This is a genomic window from Enterobacter dykesii (assembly GCF_008364625.2).
Taxonomy (GTDB): Bacteria; Pseudomonadota; Gammaproteobacteria; order Enterobacterales; family Enterobacteriaceae; genus Enterobacter; species Enterobacter dykesii.
In genome coordinates, this window is record NZ_CP126604.1 from 688,821 (window position 1) to 707,148 (window position 18,328).

Genomic DNA, 18,328 nt, shown 5'->3' on the forward strand with positions numbered 1-18,328 from the left:
ACTGGAAGCCGAAAAGCAATAAGAGGGCTGGAATGCAAAAATGTGCTGGAATCAGTGGCCCGCGCTTAGCGGGCCACTGCCTTTAGCCCATAAACGCAGGCTGTTTGTTCTCATACGCTGAGATAGCGTCTTCGTGCTGGAGAGTTAAACCAATGCTGTCCAGACCGTTCAGCATGCAGTGACGGCGGAAGGCATCAATGCTGAAGCTGTAGGTCTTATCCCCGGCTTTCACCACTTCTGCTTCCAGATCCACTTCAAACGAAATGCCCGGATTCGCCTTAACCAGCGCGAACAACTCATCGACCTGTTCATCGCTCAGCGTGACGGGCAGCAGCTGGTTGTTGAAGCTGTTACCGTAAAAAATATCCGCGAAGCTTGGGGCAATGACCACTTTAAAACCGTAGTCGGTGAGCGCCCACGGCGCGTGTTCACGGGATGAGCCGCAGCCAAAGTTTTCGCGTGCCAGCAAAATGGAGGCGCCTTTATATTCCGGGAAGTTCAGAACGAATTCCGGATTAGGCACTTCTCCCTTATCGTCCAGGAAACGCCAGTCGTTAAACAGATGTGCGCCGAAACCGGTGCGCGTCACTTTCTGCAGAAACTGTTTTGGAATAATAGCGTCAGTATCGACGTTAGCGGCGTCCAGCGGGACAACACGGCCCGTATGTTGGGTAAATTTCTCTGCCATGATTGTCTCCTTATTTCAGGCTGCGAATATCGGCGAAATGGCCGGTGACTGCCGCAGCGGCGGCCATTGCCGGGCTGACCAGATGGGTGCGCCCACCGCGGCCCTGACGGCCTTCAAAGTTACGATTGCTGGTAGAGGCGCAGCGCTCACCCGGATTCAGGCGATCGTTGTTCATGGCCAGACACATGGAGCAACCGGGCAGGCGCCACTCGAAGCCCGCTTCGATAAAGATCTTATCCAGACCTTCGGCTTCCGCCTGGGCTTTCACCGGGCCGGAGCCAGGAACCACCAGCGCCTGAACGCCAGGCGCCACTTTGCGGCCTTTGGCAATCTCGGCTGCGGCACGCAAATCTTCGATACGGGAGTTGGTGCAGGAACCGATAAAGACTTTATCAATGGTCACGTCGGTCAACGGCACGCCAGGCTTCAGACCCATGTAGGCCAGCGCTTTTTCCGCACTGGCGCGCTCGACCGGGTCGGCGAAGGAGGCCGGATCGGGAATCGCGTCATTGACGGAAATTACCTGGCCCGGGTTGGTGCCCCATGTCACCTGCGGCGCAATCTCTTCTGCCTGCAGCGTGACGACGGTGTCAAACGTCGCCCCATCGTCGGTTTTCAGGGTTTTCCAGTACGCTACCGCGTCGTCAAAATCCTGACCTTTCGGTGCGTGCAGACGACCCTTCACGTAGTTGAAGGTGGTTTCGTCCGGCGCGACCAGACCGGCTTTGGCACCCATCTCAATGGCCATGTTGCACAGGGTCATGCGCCCCTCCATGCTCAACGCCTGGATGGCTTCACCGCAGAATTCAACAACGTGACCGGTGCCGCCTGCGCTGCCGGTTTTACCGATAATCGCCAGCACGATATCTTTCGCGGTAATGCCAGGTGCAGCTTTACCCTTCACTTCAATCTTCATCGTTTTGGCGCGGCCCTGTTTCAGGGTCTGCGTCGCCAGCACATGCTCCACCTCGGAAGTGCCAATCCCGAACGCCAGAGCGCCAAACGCGCCGTGGGTTGCGGTATGGGAGTCGCCGCAGACGATGGTCATGCCCGGCAGGGTGATCCCTTGCTCAGGCCCCATCACGTGGACGATACCCTGATACGGATGGTTCAGATCGTACAGCTCAACGCCAAATTCGTTGCAGTTCTTAATCAGCTCCTGCATCTGGATACGCGCCATCTCACCCGAGGCATTAATGTCTTTGGTCTGGGTGGAAACGTTGTGATCCATCGTCGCGAAGGTTTTACCCGGCTGACGTACCGGGCGCTTGTGCGCGCGCAGGCCGTCAAATGCCTGAGGAGAGGTCACTTCGTGTACCAGATGACGGTCAATGTACAGCAGCGGGGTTTCGTTCGGTGCCTCGTAAACAACGTGCGCATCAAACAACTTTTCATATAACGTCTTAGCCATGATTACACCCCTTCAGCGACATAGCGGGCAATGATGTCGCCCATTTCATCGGTACTGACTGCCGCCGTGCCGCGTGCTAAATCACCGGTACGGACGCCTTCTTCTAACGCCCGGTTAATGGCGTTTTCAATTGCGGTTGCTGCCTCGCCTGCATCCAGGCTGTAGCGCAGCAGCAGGGCCAGGGAGAGGATCTGCGCAATCGGGTTGGCAATGTTTTTGCCCGCGATATCTGGCGCTGAACCGCCTGCCGGTTCGTACAGGCCAAAGCCTTCTTCGTTCAGGCTTGCGGAGGGCAGCATGCCCATCGAGCCGGTGATCATCGCGCATTCGTCAGAGAGAATATCGCCGAACAGGTTGGAGCACAGCAGCACGTCAAACTGGGACGGATCCTTAATCAGCTGCATGGTCGCGTTGTCGATGTACATGTGCGACAGCGCGACGTCCGGGTACTGCTTAGCGACTTCACTGACGATCTCGCGCCACAAAATGGAAGACTGCAGCACGTTCGCTTTATCAATGGAGGTTACTTTATGGCGGCGTTTGCGCGCCGACTCGAACGCGATGTGGGCGATACGTTCGATTTCGAAACGGTGATACACCTCGGTGTCGAACGCTTTCTCGTGTTGCCCGCTGCCTTCGCGTCCTTTAGGCTGACCGAAATAGATCCCGCCGGTCAGTTCACGCACGCAGAGAATGTCGAAACCGTTGGCGGCGATATCCGCACGCAGCGGGCAGAACTCTTCCAGACCCTGATACAGCTTCGCCGGACGCAGGTTGCTGAACAGCTTGAAATGTTTACGCAGCGGCAGCAGCGCGCCGCGCTCTGGCTGCTCTGCCGGCGGCAGGTGTTCCCACTTCGGGCCACCGACGGAACCAAACAGCACAGCATCGGCATTTTCGCAGCCTTCCACGGTCGCTTTCGGCAGTGGCGTACCGTGGTTATCAATCGCAATACCGCCCACATCGTAGTGGCTGGTGGTGATTTTCATCGCAAAACGCGCGCGAACGGCTTCCAGTACTTTCAGCGCCTGTGCCATCACTTCCGGACCAATACCGTCGCCCGGCAACACAGCAATATGGTAATTCTTCGACATTACACGGTTTCCTTGTTGTTCTCTTTATTCTGAGCTTTGCGTTGCAACTCTTTTTCGACTTCGGCGGCGCGCCAGATGTTGTTCAGAACATGCACCATCGCTTTCGCGGAAGATTCAACGATGTCGGTCGCCAGGCCCACGCCATGGAAGCGACGGCCGTTGTAATTGACCACGATATCCACCTGACCCAGTGCATCTTTGCCGTGGCCCTTGGCCGTCAGGTCATATTTCACCAGCTCAACGTCGTACTCGGTGACGCGGTTAATCGCCTGGTAGATGGCATCAACAGGGCCATTACCGTTAGCGGCCTCTGCTTTAATTTCATCGCCGCAGGCCAGTTTGACCGAGGCGGTGGCGATGTCGCTGGAGCCGGACTGCACGTTGAAGTAATCCAGACGGAAATGCTCCGGCTCTTCCTGCTGCTTGTTAATAAAGGCCAGTGCTTCCAGGTCATAGTCGAACACCTGGCCTTTTTTGTCGGCCAGCTTCAGGAACGCGTCGTACAGCTGATCCATGTTGTAATCGCTGTCCTTATAACCCATCTCTTCCATACGGTGTTTAACCGCGGCGCGACCGGAACGGGAGGTCAGGTTCAACTGCACCTGATTCAGTCCGATGGATTCCGGGGTCATGATTTCGTAGTTTTCACGATTCTTCAGGACGCCATCCTGGTGAATACCGGAGGAGTGCGCGAAGGCGCCGGTGCCGACAATCGCTTTGTTAGCCGGAATAGGCATGTTGCAAATCTGGCTGACGGTCTGGCTGGTGCGCCAGATTTCGTTGTGATTGATGCGGGTGTGCACGTCCATAATGTCTTTGCGCACTTTGATCGCCATGATCGCTTCTTCCAGCGAACAGTTGCCCGCGCGTTCGCCGATACCGTTCATCGCGCCTTCTACCTGACGTGCGCCAGCGTGGACGGCGGCAATCGCATTACCCACGGCCAGACCCAAATCATCGTGGGTGTGGACGGAGATAATTGATTTATCAATATTCGGCACGCGGTCATACAGGCCGGTGATGATGTTGGAGAACTCAAACGGCATGGTGTAGCCGACGGTGTCCGGGATGTTGATGGTTTTCGCGCCCGCGTTGATGGCGGCTTCTACAACGCGCGCCAGGTCTTCGATTGGCGTACGGCCCGCATCTTCACAGGAGAACTCAACGTCATCGGTATAGTTGCGTGCGCGCTTAACCATGTAGACCGCGCGCTCAATCACCTCATCCAGCGTGCTGCGCAGCTTGGTTGCGATGTGCATAGGCGAGGTGGCAATAAAGGTGTGGATACGGAACGCTTCGGCGACCTTCAGCGACTCGGCAGCGACGTCGATATCTTTCTCTACGCAGCGCGCCAGGGCACATACGCGGCTGTTTTTAATGGTGCGCGCAATGGTCTGTACGGATTCGAAATCACCCGGAGACGAGACCGGGAAACCGACCTCCATCACGTCGACACCCATACGTTCGAGAGCCAGCGCGATCTGCAGTTTCTCTTTTACACTCAGGCTTGCCTGTAATGCCTGTTCACCGTCACGTAAAGTAGTATCGAAAATAATGACTTGCTGGCTCATGGGTTAGGTCCTTGTCAGTCTTAGGGCGCCTTGCTACGAGCATAAAAAAACCCGCGCAGTGGCGCGGGTTTCTAGTCTTACTGGTGACGATTCAACGCTGAATTTCGCCCGCCAGTCTACCGCGCACAGTGGATGCGTTTAGTAGTAGTAGACCGGTGAAACGAATGGTGCGTGTCATGAATCGTGCTCCGTTAAATTCAATATGCTTTTAGTGGTACTGGATACGGCTGTTCATGTCAACCCCTGAGGATGAAAACGGGCCCGACAGACGAGATCAACAGGATATTCACTTTAGCTAATTGTGCTGGTTTTTGCTTTTTTGACCCGTCTAATTGTCTAATTTTGGACTTAATAAAAAATTGCAGAAACAAAAAAATATAATTGTTCAAACAAGCGTGAAACGGGGTGAAGAGAATTCTTTGTGCTTAAAGCGTTTTGAGATCATTAAGTTATAAATGCAGTGAATCTATTCCAGAATGCTGAAAAGCGGACGGGGGTAACAGGTTGTTAACTAACTGTTGGACGATAGCGATAATTGTTTAATAATACTTACGTCATCATTAACCTGATGGCAATTGTATATTTGTTTAGTTTATGGTTTCATTTGGCTCCTAAAGTCAAACATATCATTTTTGTTCATTAACTTTCGTTAATATAGAGTCTTTATATATTCCGAATTTTAAATCATTCTCTTTCGCTGATCGTATTTGCATGATAAATCATATTTTTCGAGATTATTACCGTACGTTGGCAAAGGGGTGTAGCGTGACAGTGGAGTCAGAAGTGCCAGAAAATAATATTAAACAACCTCAAGCTACTGATGGGATTAAACCGCAGTTACGCACGGTGGATCTGAATCTTCTGACGGTGTTTGATGCTGTCATGCAGGAACAGAATATCACCCGCGCTGCTCAAACCTTGGGGATGTCACAACCTGCCGTAAGTAATGCCGTTGCCAGGCTTAAGCTTATGTTTAACGACGAATTATTTGTTCGATACGGGAGAGGGATTCAGCCTACAGCGCGCGCATACCAGCTGTTTGGCTCTATTCGCCAGGCGTTGCAACTGGTTCAAAATGAGCTGCCGGGGTCGGGCTTTGAACCCTTAAGCAGCGAGCGCGTATTCCATCTTTGTGTCTGTAGTCCATTAGATAATTATTTAACGTCGATTATCTATAATAAAGTTGAAGAGATCGCACCAAATATCCATCTTGCTTTTAAATCATCCCTGAATCAAAACACGGAACATCAGTTACGCTATCAGGAGATAGAGTTCGTTCTGGGGTATGAAGAGTTCCGTCGTCCGGAATTTTCCTGCGTGCCGCTGTTTAAGGATGAAATGGTTCTGGTCGCCAGTAAAAAACACCCGCGCATGAATTCTCCGCTGCGAGAAAACGATGTTTATAACGAGCAGCATGCCGTTGTTGCGCTCGACAGATATGCTTCTTTTAGCCTGCCGTGGTATGACACTGCGGATAAACAGGCGAGCGTGGCTTATCAGGGGATGGCTATGGTCAGCGTATTAAACGTTGTCTCCCAAACGCATCTGGTGGCGATTGCACCGCGCTGGCTGGCAGAAGAGTTTTCTGAATCTTTAAATCTGCAAATTTTGCCTCTGCCGCTTAAGCTAAATAGCCGAACCTGTTATCTTTCCTGGCATGAAGCAGCGGGCCGGGATAAAGGACATCAGTGGATGGAAGAGTTGCTGGTTGGCATCTGCCGCCGGTAAACGCATCAGGATAAATCGCATCGATTTATGTGATTTATCCTGATTTTTTTTAGATAACTGATATTTTATTCTATTGTGCTTTTTTTCGGGTTGCTCTCTGGCGCGCAAAAATAGATGATTTTCTGCATTGTCGCGCTTTTCAGCGATGATTTATCACCCCATCCTCTATTCTCAGAGGAATTAACCATATCTTCTCTTAACGGCTGCTTTTTCTGCTTTACCCACCGTTTATCTCCCCAGGTTTGCTAATTGCCTGCCTCATAACGAGCGGTTAAGGTAAAGAACACTCTGCAAAATATAAGATTGGTTTATCCCAATCGTAAGACGGTGCGGAAATGAATTCGGCAGTCCGTCTATAACAAAATGCCTGGAGGCAAAGCATGGAGATGTTGTCTGGCGCGGAAATGGTCGTTCGGTCGCTGATCGATCAGGGCGTAAAGCAAGTGTTCGGCTACCCTGGCGGTGCGGTCCTCGATATTTATGATGCGCTGCATACGGTTGGGGGCATTGACCATGTTCTGGTACGTCACGAGCAGGCGGCGGTACACATGGCTGACGGCCTGGCACGTGCGACGGGTGAAGTGGGCGTGGTATTAGTCACGTCCGGCCCCGGCGCGACAAACGCCATTACCGGCATTGCGACGGCCTATATGGACTCTATCCCGCTGGTGATCCTCTCCGGGCAGGTGGCAACCTCGCTGATAGGCTACGATGCGTTTCAGGAGTGCGACATGGTCGGGATTTCGCGTCCCGTTGTGAAGCATAGCTTCCTGGTCAAGCAAACAGAAGACATTCCAGGCATACTGAAAAAAGCCTTCTGGCTGGCGGCGAGCGGACGCCCGGGACCGGTGGTGGTCGATCTGCCTAAAGATATCCTCAACCCGGCAAACAAGCTGCCTTATGTCTGGCCGGAAGCGGTCAGCATGCGCTCTTATAACCCCACAACGCAGGGGCATAAAGGTCAGATCAAGCGAGCGTTGCAAACGCTTCTGGCCGCCAAAAAACCGGTGGTCTATGTCGGTGGCGGGGCGATCAACTCTGCCTGTGAAGCCCAGCTTCGTGAACTGATTGAAAAGCTTAATCTTCCCGTTGCGTCGTCGCTGATGGGGCTGGGGGCGTTCCCTGCAACCCATCGTCAGGCGCTGGGGATGCTGGGTATGCACGGTACCTATGAAGCCAACATGACAATGCATCATTCCGATGTGATCTTTGCCGTCGGCGTGCGGTTTGACGATCGCACCACCAACAACTTGGCGAAGTATTGTCCGAACGCCACCGTGCTGCACATTGATATCGATCCAACGTCAATTTCAAAAACGGTGTCGGCTGATGTGCCGATCGTCGGTGATGCCCGGCAGGTTCTGGAGCAAATGCTGGATCTGCTGGCCCAGGAGAGTGCAACCCAGCCGCTGGATGAGATCCGCGACTGGTGGCAGCAGATTGAGCAGTGGCGCGCGCGTCAGTGCCTGAAATATGACACGCAAAGTGAAAACATTAAGCCGCAGGCGGTCATTGAAGCGGTGTGGCGACTGACGAAAGGTGAGGCGTACGTGACCTCAGACGTGGGGCAGCATCAGATGTTCGCCGCCCTGTATTACCCGTTTGATAAACCGCGACACTGGATCAACTCCGGTGGGTTAGGAACCATGGGCTTTGGTCTGCCTGCCGCGCTGGGCGTGAAGCTGGCGCTACCGAATGAAACCGTCGTCTGCGTGACGGGGGACGGCAGTATTCAGATGAACATTCAGGAGCTGTCTACCGCGCTGCAATATGAACTGCCGGTACTGGTGCTGAACCTGAATAACGGCTATCTCGGTATGGTCAAGCAGTGGCAGGATATGATCTACTCTGGCCGCCACTCCCAGTCCTACATGAAATCGCTGCCGGACTTTGTTCGTCTTGCTGAAGCTTACGGTCATGTAGGCATGCGGGTGACCGATCCGGCTGAGCTGGAAACGAAGCTCGCACAAGCGCTCGAGCACGTTAAAAACAACCGCCTCGTCTTTATGGATGTGATTGTTGATGGAACCGAGCACGTTTATCCGATGCATATTCGTGGTGGTGGTATGGATGAAATGTGGTTAAGCAAAACGGAGAGAACCTGATATGCGCCGGATATTATCTGTTTTACTGGAAAACGAGTCTGGCGCACTGTCGCGCGTCATTGGCCTTTTTGCGCAGCGCGGCTATAACATTGAAAGCCTGACCGTTGCCCCGACGGAAGACCCGACGCTGTCGCGCATGACGATCCAAACCGTCGGTGATGCCAAAGTGCTTGAGCAGATTGAGAAACAACTGCATAAGCTGGTCGACGTACTGCGCGTGAGCGAGTTGGGGCAGGGGGCCTACGTTGAACGTGAGGTCATGCTGGTGAAAATCCAGGCCAGTGGCTACGGGCGTGATGAAGTCAAACGCAATGCTGATATTTTCCGCGGACAAATTATCGACGTCACGCCTTCTCTTTATACGGTTCAGCTGGTTGGGACAAGCGACAAGCTGGATGCTTTCCTGGCGTCCGTGCGGGATGTCGCAAAAATTGTCGAGGTCGCGAGATCGGGTGTCGTGGGCCTGTCACGCGGTGAGAAAATCATGCGTTAGTTGTCAAAAAGGTTCGCCTCTTTCTGCCCGGTCACCAAAGCCGGGCTTTTTTTTGCGTAATCAGCCGACAACGCAGATAAAAGCGGTTGCCGCGAAGGCTTTTCTGCGTTTAGATGTTAAAAGATTTAACCATAACCTTGACAGGGCCATGGACTCTTTTCTTTTTTTAAGGGGCAATTGTGAAACTGGATGAAATCGCCCGGCTAGCCGGCGTGTCACGAACAACGGCCAGCTATGTGATTAACGGTAAAGCAAAGCAGTACCGTGTCAGCGACAAGACCGTTGAAAAAGTTATGGCGGTGGTTCGTGAGCATAACTACCATCCGAATGCTGTCGCAGCCGGCCTGCGTGCCGGGCGTACCCGCTCTATTGGTCTGGTGATCCCAGACCTGGAAAACACCAGCTATACCCGTATCGCCAACTATCTTGAACGTCAGGCGCGCCAGCGCGGCTATCAATTGCTGATTGCCTGCTCGGAAGACCAGCCCGACAACGAGATGCGCTGCATTGAGCATCTGCTCCAGCGCCAGGTGGATGCCATCATCGTATCGACCTCCTTGCCGCCAGAGCATCCGTTCTACCAGCGCTGGGCGAACGACTCGTTCCCAATCGTTGCGCTGGATCGCGCTCTCGATCGCGAGCATTTCACCAGCGTCGTGGGTGCGGATCAGGAAGATGCAGAAATGCTGGCCGCGGAGCTGAGAACGTTCCCCGCTGAAACAGTGCTGTATCTTGGCGCGTTGCCCGAGCTTTCCGTGAGCTTCCTGCGTGAGCAGGGATTCAGAACTGCCTGGAAAGACGATCCGCGCGAGGTTCACTACCTCTATGCCAACAGCTACGAACGTGAAGCCGCAGCGCAGCTGTTTGAGAAATGGCTGGAAACGCACCCGATGCCTCAGGCGCTGTTCACCACGTCATTTGCGCTGTTGCAGGGTGTCATGGATGTAACATTACGTCGTGAAGGTAAACTGCCCTCCGATCTGGCGATTGCCACGTTCGGGGATAACGAGCTGCTCGACTTCCTCCAGTGTCCGGTGCTGGCGGTAGCACAGCGTCACCGCGATGTGGCTGAACGCGTGCTGGAGATTGTGCTGGCAAGCCTGGATGAGCCGCGCAAACCGAAGCCGGGCCTGACGCGTATCAAACGTAATCTCTATCATCGCGGAATTTTAAGCCGCCAAAAATGAAATGACCGGGGCGGAGAAGTCTGCCCCATTTTGCTGCGATAAATCGTGCGGATAATTCCCGGAGAGAAATTAGGATAATTCTTGTGAGATCATAATCGCCTATTTTTCTTAATTCATTTTGTCTTTTAAATTGTCCTTTAAAGAACATCTCAGCGATTTTAAACAGCTATCTTTGTATTGTTTTGTTACAAACCCTATTCGGCCGATGAATAATCAGACGTTTTTCCTCCTCCTGTGCCAGCTTACGTGGCAACCGCCGCGCTTACCGGGTGCCAGAGTGAATCTGGCGCTGTTATCCCCTGAGAATCTGTCATAAAATGCTGCCCGCGTCGCAAACTGACACTTTATATTTATCTGCGATGATATTGAGTGAGCTTTAACGCTAGTGTGCATATTCGGTTTTTTTCTTACAAATATTCATAACGTTAATTTTGCCTCGCCAGTTGTGCAGTTATTAACCAGGACTGTTTATCTCTGTAAATAGAGGGCTTCCAAGTCCTTATAGGGAGAGTCCTGGCTTGACAAGCTTTTCCCTCGCTCCGTAAACTCCTTTAGGTGGGAATTTGTGGGTTAAAGTGGAGAGGAGGGGTGAGACTGGCATGTTCCGTGGAGCAACGTTAGTCAATCTCGACAGCAAAGGGCGATTATCGGTACCAACCCGATACCGCGACCAGCTGATTGAGAACGCTGCGGGTCAAATGGTTTGCACCATTGACATTAACTCCCCCTGCCTGCTGCTTTACCCCTTGCCTGAATGGGAAATTATTGAGCAAAAGCTGTCGCGACTGTCGAGCATGAACCCGCAGGAACGCCGCGTGCAGCGGCTGTTATTGGGACATGCCAGTGAATGTCAGATGGATAACGCAGGGCGATTACTGATTGCGCCTGTGTTGCGGCAACATGCCGGTCTGACCAAAGAAGTGATGCTGGTCGGGCAGTTCAACAAGTTTGAACTGTGGGATGAAACGACCTGGTATCAACAGGTCAAGGAAGATATCGACGCTGAGCAGTCTGATTCCGCGACATTATCGGAACGACTGCAGGACTTGTCTCTATAAATATGATGGAAAATTATAAACATAAAACGGTGTTACTGGACGAGGCCGTAAACGGTCTGAATATTCGTCCGGATGGCATCTACATTGATGGCACGTTTGGTCGCGGTGGTCACTCGCGTTTGATTCTCTCCCAGCTTGGAGAGGAAGGACGTCTGCTGGCAATCGATCGCGATCCGCAGGCTATTGCCGTTGCACAGACCATCAATGACCCACGCTTTTCCATCGTGCATGGACCTTTCTCTGCGCTCGCGGATTATGTTGCCGAGCGCGGCCTGACGGGCAAGATCGACGGGATTCTTCTCGATCTTGGCGTCTCTTCACCCCAACTTGATGATGCTGAACGTGGTTTCTCCTTTATGCGTGATGGTCCGCTGGACATGCGTATGGACCCGACGCGCGGTCAGTCTGCCGCTGAGTGGTTACAGACCGCTGACGAAGCCGATATTGCATGGGTCATCAAAACGTTTGGCGAGGAGCGCTTTGGCAAACGTATTGCGCGCGCCATCGTTGAGCGCAATCGTATTGAGCCCATGACCCGCACCAAAGAGTTGGCCGAAGTGATCGCGGCGGCGACGCCGGTGAAGGATAAGCACAAACATCCCGCGACCCGTACCTTCCAGGCGGTTCGCATCTGGGTAAACAGTGAACTGGAGGAAATAGAGCTGGCGCTAAAAAGCTCGCTCGACGTGCTGGCCCCGGGTGGGCGGTTATCCATCATCAGCTTCCATTCGCTGGAAGACCGTATTGTGAAACGCTTTATGCGTGAACAAAGCCGCGGTCCACAGGTGCCAGCGGGGCTGCCGATGACGGAAGAACAACTCAGGAAGCTGGGTGGCCGTCAGTTGCGAGCATTAGGCAAGTTGATGCCGGGCGAAGAAGAAGTGGCAGAGAATCCACGCGCCCGTAGTTCAGTGCTGCGTGTTGCAGAGAGGACGAACGCATGATCGGCAGAGTGACAGAGACCCTAAGCAAAGTTAAGGATTCGTTAGGAAGCAACGAGCGCCATGCCTTGCCTGGCGTGATCGGCGACGATCTTTTGCGGTTTGGGAAACTGCCACTCTGTCTGTTCATTTGCATCATTGTCACGGCAGTTACGGTGGTGACCACCGCCCACCATACACGTTTATTGACTGCGCAACGCGAGCAGATGGTACTGGAACGCGATGCGCTGGATATTGAATGGCGAAATCTGATCCTTGAAGAAAACGCGCTCGGCGATCACAGCCGGGTTGAACGGATCGCAACGGAAAAGCTGCAACTGCAGCATGTTGATCCTTCGCAGGAAAATATCGTAGTACAAAAATAAGGGAAAACGCGACGCATGAAAGCAGCGGCAAAAACGCTAAAACCAAAACGTCAGGAAGAACAGGCCAACTTTATCAGTTGGCGTTTTGCGTTGCTTTGCGGCTGCATTTTACTCGCTCTGGGTTTTCTGCTTGGACGCGTGGCCTGGCTACAAATCATCGCTCCTGACATGCTGGTACGCCAGGGTGACATGCGTTCCCTGCGCGTTCAGGAAGTGTCGACATCCCGCGGGATGATCACCGACCGCTCGGGTCGTCCGCTGGCGGTGAGCGTGCCGGTGAAGGCGATCTGGGCCGATCCGAAAGAACTGCATGATGCAGGCGGGATCACGCTTGATAACCGCTGGAAGGCGCTTGCGGATGCGTTGAAGATGCCGCTGGACCAGTTAGCTTCACGCGTGAATACCAACCCGAGAGGGCGATTTATCTATCTGGCGCGTCAGGTGAACCCTGACATGGCGGACTACATCAAAAAATTAAAGCTGCCGGGCATCCACCTGCGTGAAGAATCCCGTCGTTACTATCCCTCCGGCGAAGTGACTGCTCACCTCATTGGCTTTACTAACGTCGATAGCCAGGGGATTGAGGGCGTTGAAAAAAGCTTTGATAAATGGCTCACCGGCCAGCCCGGCGAGCGCATTGTGCGTAAAGACCGCTATGGTCGCGTAATCGAGGATATCTCCTCTACGGACAGCCAGGCCGCACACAACCTGGCGCTGAGTATTGATGAGCGGTTACAGGCGCTGGTTTACCGCGAGCTGAACAATGCCGTGGCTTTTAACAAAGCGGAATCGGGCAGTGCCGTGTTAGTCGACGTCAACACGGGTGAAGTGCTGGCGATGGCCAATAGCCCTTCATACAACCCTAACAATCTCACCGGTACGCAGAAGGATGTTATGCGTAACCGTACCATCACCGACGTATTCGAACCGGGTTCGACCGTTAAGCCGATGGTGGTCATGACTGCACTTCAGCGCGGTATCGTCAATGAAAACACCGTACTGAATACCATTCCATACCGAATTAACGGCCACGAAATCAAAGACGTGGCGCGCTACAGCGAATTGACCCTGACCGGGGTGTTACAGAAGTCGAGTAACGTCGGTGTTTCAAAGCTGGCGTTAGCGATGCCGTCCTCAGCGTTAGTAGAGACTTACTCACGTTTTGGGCTTGGAAAGGCGACCAATTTGGGGTTGGTCGGAGAACGCAGTGGCTTATATCCTCAAAAACAACGGTGGTCTGACATAGAGAGGGCCACCTTCTCTTTCGGCTACGGGCTAATGGTGACACCGTTACAGTTAGCGCGAGTCTACGCAACGATCGGCAGCTACGGCGTTTATCGTCCGCTGTCGATTACCAAAGTTGATCCACCGGTTCCCGGCGAGCGTATCTTCCCGGAATCAACCGTCCGTACTGTTGTTCATATGATGGAAAGCGTGGCGCTGCCCGGTGGCGGCGGCGTGAAGGCGGCAATCAAAGGTTATCGCATCGCCATCAAGACCGGTACGGCGAAAAAAGTAGGGCCGGACGGCCGCTATATCAACAAATACATTGCCTATACCGCAGGCGTTGCGCCTGCAAGCAATCCGCGTTTTGCGCTGGTGGTCGTGATAAACGATCCACAGGCGGGTAAATACTACGGCGGCGCCGTCTCCGCGCCTGTGTTCGGGGCTATCATGGGCGGCGTGTTACGCACCATGAACATTGAACCGGATGCGCTGGCGACGGGCGAAAAAAGTGAATTTGTAATTAATCAAGGCGAGGGTACAGGTGGCAGATCGTAATTTGCGCGACCTTCTCGCTCCGTGGGTGCCAAATGCACCGGAGCGAGCACTGCGAGAGATGGTACTGGACAGCCGCGTGGCTGCTTCTGGCGATCTTTTTGTGGCGGTGGTCGGTCATCAGGCGGACGGGCGTCGTTATATCCCGCAGGCGATTGCGCAAGGTGTGGCTGCCATTATTGCTGAGGCCAAAGATGAGGCAACCGACGGTGAGATCCGTGAAATGCACGGAGTGCCGGTTATCTATCTCAGCCAGTTAAACGAGCGTCTTTCCGCGCTGGCGGGACGTTTTTATCACGAACCTTCCGACCAGCTGCGCCTGGTTGGCGTCACGGGTACGAACGGTAAAACCACTACCACGCAGCTGATGGCGCAGTGGGCCCAGCTGCTGGGTGAAACCGGGGCGGTGATGGGTACCGTAGGTAACGGCCTGCTGGGCAAAGTGAGCCCGACGGAAAACACCACCGGCTCGGCGGTAGACGTACAGCATGTGCTTGCCGGTCTGGCAGGGCAGGGGGCAACCTTTGCTGCGATGGAAGTCTCTTCGCACGGTCTGGTTCAGCACCGCGTAGCGGCGCTGAAATTTGCTGCTTCCGTATTTACCAACCTGAGCCGCGATCATCTTGATTATCACGGTGATATGGAGCATTACGAAGCCGCGAAATGGCTGCTGTTCTCTACTCACCATTACGGACAAGCCATCATCAACGCCGACGACGAAGTGGGCCGCCGCTGGCTGGCGAAGCTGCCGGATGCGGTTGCGGTGTCGATGGAAGACCATATCAATCCGAACTGCCACGGCCGCTGGCTGAAGGCGGTTGAGGTGAATTATCACGACAGCGGGGCGACAATCCGCTTTGCCTCTTCCTGGGGTGAAGGTGAGATTGAAAGCCGCCTGATGGGCGCCTTTAACGTCAGCAACCTGCTGCTGGCGCTGGCAACGCTGCTGGCGCTGGGTTATCCGATGGCTGAACTGCTGAAAACCTCAGCGCGTCTGCAGCCGGTTTGCGGCCGCATGGAAGTGTTCAGCGCGCCGGGCAAACCGACCGTTGTGGTTGATTATGCCCACACGCCGGATGCGCTGGAAAAAGCGCTGGAAGCGGCGCGCCTGCACTGCGCCGGTAAGCTCTGGTGCGTGTTTGGCTGCGGCGGCGATCGCGATAAAGGCAAACGCCCGCTGATGGGGGCTATTGCTGAGCAGTTCGCAGATATTCCGGTTGTGACCGATGACAACCCGCGTACCGAAGAGCCGCGCGCCATCATTAATGACATTCTGGCGGGCATGCTGGACGCTGGACGCGCTCGCGTGGTGGAAGGCCGTGCGGAAGCCGTGACCAACACCATCATGCAGGCGCAGGAAAATGATGTTGTCCTGTTAGCGGGCAAAGGGCATGAAGATTATCAGATCGTTGGCAATCGCCGTCTGGACTACTCGGACCGCGTAACGGCAGCACGTCTGCTGGGAGTAGTGGCATGATTAGCATCACGTTAAGCCAGGCCGCTGCCATCCTGCAGGGCGACCTGCACGGGCAAGACCTGACCATTGATGCCGTAACGACGGACACCCGCAAAATCACCGCAGGCTGTCTGTTTGTGGCGCTGAAAGGCGAGCGTTTTGATGCGCATGATTTTGCAGAACAGGCCAAAGAGAACGGCGCTGGTGCGCTGCTCGTCAGTCGCAAGCTCGATATCGATCTGCCACAAATTGTGGTGAAAGATACGCGTCTCGCGTTCGGTGAGCTGGCCGCCTGGGTTCGTCAGCAGGTCCCTACTCGCGTTGTCGCCTTGACCGGTTCGTCAGGCAAGACGTCGGTGAAAGAGATGACGGCGTCGATCCTCAGCCAGTGCGGGAATACGCTTTATACCGCGGGCAACCTCAATAATGACATCGGCGTGCCGATGACATTACTCCGCCTGACCAAAGAACATGAATTTGCAGTGATCGAGTTAGGGGCGAATCACCAGGGCGAAATCGCCTGGACCGTGAGCCTGACTCGCCCGGAAGCCGCGCTGGTGAATAACCTCGCTGCGGCGCATCTGGAAGGCTTTGGCTCGCTGGAAGGCGTAGCGAAAGCCAAAGGTGAGATTTACACCGGTCTGCCGGATGACGGTATCGCCATCCTGAACGCCGACAACAACGACTGGCTGAACTGGCAAAGCATCATTGGTTCGCGTAAAACCTGGCGCTTCTCGCCGAATGCGGCCAACAGTGATTTTACCGCGACCAATATCCACGTGACGTCGCACGGCACGGAGTTCACCCTCACGACCCCAACGGGTGACGTTGATGTGCTGCTGCCGCTGCCGGGTCGCCATAATATCGCCAATGCGCTTGCGGCGGCGGCGCTGTCGACGGCGGTGGGCGCGTCGCATGAGGCGATTAAAACCGGGCTGGCGAACCTGAAAGCCGTGCCGGGGCGTCTGTTCCCGATTCAGCTTTCGGAAAACAAGCTGCTGCTGGATGACTCCTACAACGCGAATGTTGGCTCGATGACGGCGGCGGTGCAGGTGTTATCTGAAATGCCGGGCTATCGCATCATGGTGGTGGGCGATATGGCAGAGCTGGGCGACGAAAGCGAAGCCTGCCATACCCAGGTCGGTGAAGCGGCGAAAGCGGCAGGGCTGGACTGCGTGCTGAGCGCAGGAAAACTGAGCCAGGCGATTAGCCATGCCAGCGGCGTAGGCGAGCATTTTGCTGATAAAGCCGCGTTGATAGCGCGCCTTAAGGCGTTGATTACAGAAAAACAAATTGTGACTGTGTTAGTGAAAGGTTCACGTAGTGCCGCCATGGAAGAGGTTGTGCACGCATTACAGGAGAACGGGACATGTTAGTTTGGCTGGCCGAACATTTGGTCAAATATTATTCAGGCTTTAACGTCTTTTCGTATCTGACGTTTCGCGCCATCGTCAGCCTGCTGACTGCGCTGTTCATCTCGTTGTGGATGGGCCCGCGCATGATTGCCCGTCTGCAAAAACTCTCTTTCGGCCAGGTTGTGCGTAACGACGGTCCGGAATCGCACTTCAGCAAGCGCGGCACGCCGACCATGGGCGGGATCATGATCCTGACCGCCATCGTCGTTTCCGTGCTGCTGTGGGCGTATCCTTCCAACCCGTACGTCTGGTGCGTTCTGACGGTACTGGTGGGTTACGGGATCATCGGTTTTGTGGATGATTACCGCAAAGTCGTCCGCAAAGATACCAAAGGCCTGATCGCGCGCTGGAAATATTTCTGGATGTCGGTGATCGCGCTGGGCGTTGCCTTTGCGCTGTATCTGGCAGGCAAAGACACGCCTGCCACCGAGCTGGTCGTGCCGTTCTTTAAAGACGTGATGCCACAGCTGGGGCTGTTCTACATCCTGCTGGCCTACTTTGTGATTGTCGGTACCGGCAACGCCGTTAACCTGACCGACGGTCTGGATGGTCTGGCGATTATGCCAACCGTCTTTGTGGCCGCCGGTTTTGCTCTGGTGGCGTGGGCGACCGGTAACATGAACTTTGCGAACTACCTGCACATCCCTTATTTACGCCACGCGGGTGAGCTGGTGATCGTCTGTACGGCGATTGTCGGCGCGGGGCTGGGATTCCTGTGGTTCAACACCTATCCGGCGCAGGTCTTTATGGGTGACGTCGGTTCTCTGGCTTTGGGCGGTGCGCTCGGCATTATCGCCGTACTGCTGCGTCAGGAGTTCCTGCTGGTGATCATGGGCGGCGTGTTTGTGGTTGAAACCCTGTCGGTGATTTTGCAGGTCGGTTCCTTCAAGCTGCGCGGTCAGCGCATCTTCCGTATGGCGCCGATTCACCACCACTATGAACTGAAAGGCTGGCCGGAGCCGCGCGTGATTGTGCGCTTCTGGATTATTTCGCTGATGCTGGTGCTGATTGGCCTGGCAACGCTGAAGGTACGTTAA

At 54.3% G+C, this 18,328-nt stretch carries 16 protein-coding genes; 11 read left to right on the forward strand and 5 right to left on the reverse strand.

Annotated elements, in window-relative coordinates; all coding sequences use genetic code 11:
• Positions 1-82 precede the first annotated feature (82 nt).
• From leuD to leuL, 5 genes are all read right to left on the reverse strand, one after another.
• Complete coding sequence (gene leuD, locus F0320_RS03210; RefSeq protein ID WP_047651543.1) at positions 83-688, reverse strand: 3-isopropylmalate dehydratase small subunit; 606 nt, start codon at positions 686-688, stop codon at positions 83-85.
• Between the two features lie 10 nt (positions 689-698).
• Positions 699-2,099: a 3-isopropylmalate dehydratase large subunit gene (gene leuC / locus F0320_RS03215; RefSeq protein ID WP_126328854.1), complete on the reverse strand. Its 1,401-nt coding sequence runs from the start codon at positions 2,097-2,099 to the stop codon at positions 699-701.
• Between the two features lie 2 nt (positions 2,100-2,101).
• A complete protein-coding gene (leuB, locus tag F0320_RS03220) occupies positions 2,102-3,193 on the reverse strand; it encodes a 3-isopropylmalate dehydrogenase (RefSeq protein ID WP_047060144.1) in 1,092 nt (363 codons plus the stop codon).
• Positions 3,193-4,764, reverse strand: coding sequence for a 2-isopropylmalate synthase (gene leuA / locus F0320_RS03225; RefSeq protein ID WP_126328853.1), 1,572 nt, complete (start codon positions 4,762-4,764; stop codon positions 3,193-3,195). The genes leuB and leuA overlap by 1 nt, the downstream gene beginning before the upstream one ends.
• Positions 4,765-4,855: 91 nt before the next feature.
• Entirely contained in the window at positions 4,856-4,942 is an 87-nt protein-coding gene (gene leuL / locus F0320_RS21755; protein ID WP_071786497.1) for a leu operon leader peptide, read from the reverse strand.
• Between the two features lie 605 nt (positions 4,943-5,547).
• Between leuL and leuO the strand changes: the two genes are divergently transcribed.
• The 11 genes from leuO (at position 5,548) to mraY (ending at position 18,328) form a co-directional block, all read left to right on the forward strand.
• Positions 5,548-6,492, forward strand: coding sequence for a transcriptional regulator LeuO (gene leuO / locus F0320_RS03230; RefSeq protein WP_047651540.1), 945 nt, complete (start codon positions 5,548-5,550; stop codon positions 6,490-6,492).
• A 380-nt stretch (positions 6,493-6,872) separates the two neighbouring features.
• Entirely contained in the window at positions 6,873-8,597 is a 1,725-nt protein-coding gene (gene ilvI / locus F0320_RS03235; RefSeq protein WP_047651539.1) for an acetolactate synthase 3 large subunit, read from the forward strand.
• A 1-nt stretch (position 8,598) separates the two neighbouring features.
• A complete protein-coding gene (gene ilvN / locus F0320_RS03240; RefSeq protein ID WP_023310389.1) occupies positions 8,599-9,090 on the forward strand; it encodes an acetolactate synthase small subunit in 492 nt (163 codons plus the stop codon).
• 179 nt (positions 9,091-9,269) lie between these two features.
• Entirely contained in the window at positions 9,270-10,277 is a 1,008-nt protein-coding gene (gene cra / locus F0320_RS03245) for a catabolite repressor/activator (protein ID WP_126328852.1), read from the forward strand.
• Positions 10,278-10,876: 599 nt separating this feature from the next.
• Positions 10,877-11,335 carry a division/cell wall cluster transcriptional repressor MraZ gene (gene mraZ / locus F0320_RS03250; RefSeq protein WP_021240528.1) on the forward strand — a complete coding sequence of 153 codons (459 nt, stop codon included), beginning with the start codon at positions 10,877-10,879 and terminating at the stop codon, positions 11,333-11,335.
• Positions 11,336-11,337: 2 nt separating this feature from the next.
• Positions 11,338-12,279: a 16S rRNA (cytosine(1402)-N(4))-methyltransferase RsmH gene (gene rsmH, locus F0320_RS03255; protein ID WP_021240527.1), complete on the forward strand. Its 942-nt coding sequence runs from the start codon at positions 11,338-11,340 to the stop codon at positions 12,277-12,279.
• Positions 12,276-12,641 (forward strand): cell division protein FtsL, encoded by a 366-nt coding sequence (ftsL, locus tag F0320_RS03260; protein ID WP_008501989.1) that lies wholly within the window; start codon positions 12,276-12,278, stop codon positions 12,639-12,641. Before rsmH ends, ftsL begins: the two co-directional genes overlap by 4 nt.
• A gap of 15 nt (positions 12,642-12,656) precedes the next feature.
• On the forward strand, positions 12,657-14,423 hold the full coding sequence (locus tag F0320_RS03265) for a peptidoglycan glycosyltransferase FtsI (RefSeq protein WP_047651534.1): 1,767 nt from the start codon (positions 12,657-12,659) through the stop codon (positions 14,421-14,423).
• Positions 14,410-15,897: a UDP-N-acetylmuramoyl-L-alanyl-D-glutamate--2,6-diaminopimelate ligase gene (murE, locus tag F0320_RS03270; protein WP_048979011.1), complete on the forward strand. Its 1,488-nt coding sequence runs from the start codon at positions 14,410-14,412 to the stop codon at positions 15,895-15,897. Before F0320_RS03265 ends, murE begins: the two co-directional genes overlap by 14 nt.
• The gene (gene murF, locus F0320_RS03275) at positions 15,894-17,252 is read left to right on the forward strand and encodes a UDP-N-acetylmuramoyl-tripeptide--D-alanyl-D-alanine ligase (RefSeq protein ID WP_126328851.1); all 1,359 of its coding nucleotides are present in this window, start codon (positions 15,894-15,896) and stop codon (positions 17,250-17,252) included. The genes murE and murF overlap by 4 nt, the downstream gene beginning before the upstream one ends.
• On the forward strand, positions 17,246-18,328 hold the full coding sequence (gene mraY / locus F0320_RS03280) for a phospho-N-acetylmuramoyl-pentapeptide-transferase (RefSeq protein ID WP_008501985.1): 1,083 nt from the start codon (positions 17,246-17,248) through the stop codon (positions 18,326-18,328). The genes murF and mraY overlap by 7 nt, the downstream gene beginning before the upstream one ends.

What these genes read in the sequence shown, in the direction of transcription:
- murF (WP_126328851.1), top strand. Translation starts at nt 15,894, where the DNA reads ATGATTAGCATCACGTTAAGCCAGGCCGCTGCCATCCTGCAGGGCGAC.
- ftsL (WP_008501989.1), top strand. Translation starts at nt 12,276, where the DNA reads ATGATCGGCAGAGTGACAGAGACCCTAAGCAAAGTTAAGGATTCGTTA.
- mraZ (WP_021240528.1), top strand. Translation starts at nt 10,877, where the DNA reads ATGTTCCGTGGAGCAACGTTAGTCAATCTCGACAGCAAAGGGCGATTA.
- leuD (WP_047651543.1), bottom strand. Translation starts at nt 688, where the DNA reads ATGGCAGAGAAATTTACCCAACATACGGGCCGTGTTGTCCCGCTGGAC.
- ilvI (WP_047651539.1), top strand. Translation starts at nt 6,873, where the DNA reads ATGGAGATGTTGTCTGGCGCGGAAATGGTCGTTCGGTCGCTGATCGAT.
- leuC (WP_126328854.1), bottom strand. Translation starts at nt 2,099, where the DNA reads ATGGCTAAGACGTTATATGAAAAGTTGTTTGATGCGCACGTTGTTTAC.
- ilvN (WP_023310389.1), top strand. Translation starts at nt 8,599, where the DNA reads ATGCGCCGGATATTATCTGTTTTACTGGAAAACGAGTCTGGCGCACTG.
- leuL (WP_071786497.1), bottom strand. Translation starts at nt 4,942, where the DNA reads ATGACACGCACCATTCGTTTCACCGGTCTACTACTACTAAACGCATCC.
- rsmH (WP_021240527.1), top strand. Translation starts at nt 11,338, where the DNA reads ATGATGGAAAATTATAAACATAAAACGGTGTTACTGGACGAGGCCGTA.
- leuB (WP_047060144.1), bottom strand. Translation starts at nt 3,193, where the DNA reads ATGTCGAAGAATTACCATATTGCTGTGTTGCCGGGCGACGGTATTGGT.
- F0320_RS03265 (WP_047651534.1), top strand. Translation starts at nt 12,657, where the DNA reads ATGAAAGCAGCGGCAAAAACGCTAAAACCAAAACGTCAGGAAGAACAG.
- leuA (WP_126328853.1), bottom strand. Translation starts at nt 4,764, where the DNA reads ATGAGCCAGCAAGTCATTATTTTCGATACTACTTTACGTGACGGTGAA.
- mraY (WP_008501985.1), top strand. Translation starts at nt 17,246, where the DNA reads ATGTTAGTTTGGCTGGCCGAACATTTGGTCAAATATTATTCAGGCTTT.